Source organism: Micromonospora tarensis, from assembly GCF_016803395.1.
GTDB classification, from domain to species: Bacteria; Actinomycetota; Actinomycetes; order Mycobacteriales; family Micromonosporaceae; genus Micromonospora; species Micromonospora tarensis.
Map to the genome: position 1 here is coordinate 1 of NZ_JAEVHL010000429.1, position 2,857 is coordinate 2,857.

Genomic DNA, 2,857 nt, shown 5'->3' on the forward strand with positions numbered 1-2,857 from the left:
CCCGCGCCCCGCGCCCCGCGCCCCGCGCCAAGATCTGCTCGAACCAGGAAGTAGTGGTCTCCCCGACACACCAACACCACTACAACAATGTTCAAGCACGATCTCGGGTGACTGAGACGAACCCATGCGCTGGGCGAGAGAGAAGATCGCTGGGCCGGGCGGAGGCAGGGCGGCGACCAGGGGGGCGCGGGTACCCGTGGGGAACAGAAAACGCCCGTCGGCGTGGGCCGACGGGCGGTGGCGTGGAGCGAAAGCTCCCCCGATTGGACTCGAACCAATAACCTGCCGGTTAACAGCCGGCTGCTCTGCCAATTGAGCTACAGGGGACCGTGCACCGCGCGACTCCGGATCTCCCCGGTGCCGTGCGACGGGACAAGAGTACCTGACATTCCCCGGTGGTGGTCCAGTGGGTTCCGCGCCAACCCGCAAAGATCAAGAGGAGCAGGTCAGCGCCCGGAACGTATCGACAATCGGGATAAATCGCCATCCCGGCACAAGCATGCTTGAGCGGGGAGCAGGATGGGTAGTTAGCTGCGGACAGAGGACGCAGGCGCGAACAGGTCGCCTTCCGACGGGGCAACTCGCCGGGGTGACGGCGCGTCAGGTACGGAAGGAGCCGCCATGCGCGGAAAGATCATGTTTCTTGGCGGGCTGGCTGCGGGATTCGTCCTGGGCGCCCGTGCCGGCCGGGAGAAGTACGAAGAGCTGGTGGTCCGGGGCCGCAAGGTGCTCGACCACCCGACCGTCCAGGAGGCGGCCGGGGTCGCGCAGGCCCAGGCCAACAAGCTCTACAGCGAGGGCAAGGACAAGCTCGGCCAGACCAAGCTGGGCGAGAAGCTGGGCACCGGCAACGGCAGCACCGGCAAGCAGGAGTTGACCGCCGCCGACGACGCGTTCGCCGGCACGCCCGCCACCGTGGGCGCCAAGGCGGGCAGCAACTCGGTCGGCACGACCTCCGGGTCGCCGTCGTCCACCAACCCCCGCACCAAGCCGTCCGGCTCGGGCACGAACGCCAGCACGCTCTGACCCATCGCACCTCGACGCCGTCGCCGCAGGGCGACCGGCCCGTGGTCTGTCCGGGGTGTGCTCAGTCCTTGCTGCTGAACGCCGCGTCGAAGGCGGCGCTCGGGGCGTCGAAGGCGAGCCGGCGGACGAACTGCAACGCCTCCGGGGCACCGACCAGGCGATCCATCCCGGCGTCCTCCCACTCGATCGAGATCGGGCCGTCGTAGCCGATCGCGTTCAGGGCGCGGAAGCAGTCCTCCCAGGGCACGTCGCCGTGTCCGGTGGAGACGAAGTCCCAGCCGCGGCGCAGGTCGGCCCAGGGCAGGTGCGAGGCGAGCCGGCCACGCCGGCCATCGCCGGTACGCACCTTGGCGTCCTTGCAGTCGACGTGGTAGATCCGGTCGGCGAAGTCGAAGATGAAGTTCACCGGGTCCAGCTCCTGCCAGACGAAGTGCGACGGGTCCCAGTTCAACCCGAACGCGGGCCGGTTGCCGATCGCCTCCAGCGTCCGCTTCGTCGTCCAGTAGTCGTACGCGATCTCGCTCGGGTGCACCTCGTGCGCGAACCGCACCCCCACCTCGTCGAACACGTCGAGGATCGGGTTCCACCGGTCGGCGAAGTCCTGGTAGCCGCGCTCGATCATCGCCGGCGGCACCGGCGGGAACATCGCCAGGGTGTGCCAGATCGACGAACCGGTGAAGCCGACGACCGTCTTCACCCCGAGCTTCGCCGCCGCCCGCGCGGTGTCCTTGATCTCCTCGGCGGCCCGCTGACGGACCCCCTCCGGCTCCCCGTCACCCCAGATCCGGCCGGGCAGGATGTCCTGGTGCCGCTCGTCGATCGGGTGGTCACAGACCGCCTGGCCGACCAGGTGGTTGGAGATCGTGAAGACCTGGAGGTTGTGCTTCGCGAGGGTCTCCTTCTTGCGCTCGACGTACGAGTCGTCGGCGAGCGCCTTGTCGACCTCGAAGTGGTCGCCCCAGCAGGCGATCTCCAGACCGTCGTAGCCCCACTCGGAGGCGAGCCGGCAGACCTCCTCGAACGGAAGATCGGCCCACTGGCCCGTGAAGAGCGTGATGGGTCGCGCCATTGTCCTTCTCCCCTGTTGTGATGGGGATTCCTCGTGCGGACCGGGGCGAGGGTGACCGGACGTGCCCGGCGACGGGCGGTCACCGGTGGGTGTGCGACACACCTCGGCCCGGCGGGTTGCGCCTCCCACCGGGTCACCGGCCACCGTACGGTCGCCGCCCCCACCCTATTTCCGCCGCACCCCATCACGGAAGTCCCGCGGCCGGCCAATCATCCGACCACCTCCTCGGGAGCGGGCAGAACGGCCCGTACGGTGAAGCCACCGCCGGCGCGTGGCCCGGCGGAGAACCTGCCGCCGAGGCGCTCCGTGCGCCGGCGTACCCCGAGCAGACCCCGGCCGGACGCCCGGGGCGCGCGCGCCGGACGGCGCGGGACCGGCGCCCTCGTCGCGGACCTCGATGGTGATGCCCGTGGCGTCGTAGCGCAGGCGGACCGCGACCGGCGCGCCCGGAGTGTGCCGGCCCGCGTTGGTCAGCGCCTCCTCGATGATCCGGTACGCCACCACGTCGACCGGACCGGGCAGCGGCCGGGGTTGCCCGGCCACGGTCCACCGCACCGGTTGACCGGCGGCGAAGCCCTCCACCAGCGCGTCGAGACGATTCAGGCTGGGCGTCGGCGCGAGCGGATCATCGGGCTCCTCCGCCCGGCTGAGCGCGCCGCGCAGTTGGTGGCCTCGCGCCAGCACCATCCCGCGCCACTGCGCGAACCGACCCATGCGGGTCAAGGTACGCCAGCCGCCTGTGCGTCGGCCGCTGGCGTCGGT

3 protein-coding genes and 1 tRNA gene are annotated in these 2,857 nt (G+C 70.5%); 1 reads left to right on the plus strand and 3 read right to left on the minus strand.

Annotated elements, in window-relative coordinates; translation table 11 throughout:
• Positions 1-254: 254 nt before the first annotated feature.
• Positions 255-327: transfer RNA gene (locus JM949_RS35065), tRNA-Asn, on the minus strand.
• Between the two features lie 294 nt (positions 328-621).
• Here JM949_RS35065 and JM949_RS35070 point away from each other — a divergent pair.
• Positions 622-1,026, plus strand: a complete 405-nt coding sequence (locus JM949_RS35070) for a hypothetical protein (RefSeq protein WP_203152356.1) — start codon at positions 622-624, stop codon at positions 1,024-1,026.
• 61 nt (positions 1,027-1,087) lie between these two features.
• On the opposite strand, the gene JM949_RS35075 is transcribed toward JM949_RS35070, so the two are convergent.
• Both JM949_RS35075 and JM949_RS35080 read right to left on the minus strand, forming a co-directional pair.
• On the minus strand, positions 1,088-2,095 hold the full coding sequence (locus JM949_RS35075) for a sugar phosphate isomerase/epimerase family protein (RefSeq protein WP_203152357.1): 1,008 nt from the start codon (positions 2,093-2,095) through the stop codon (positions 1,088-1,090).
• 165 nt (positions 2,096-2,260) lie between these two features.
• The gene (locus JM949_RS35080; RefSeq protein ID WP_203152358.1) at positions 2,261-2,809 is read right to left on the minus strand and encodes a sensor histidine kinase; all 549 of its coding nucleotides are present in this window, start codon (positions 2,807-2,809) and stop codon (positions 2,261-2,263) included.
• Positions 2,810-2,857 lie beyond the last annotated feature (48 nt).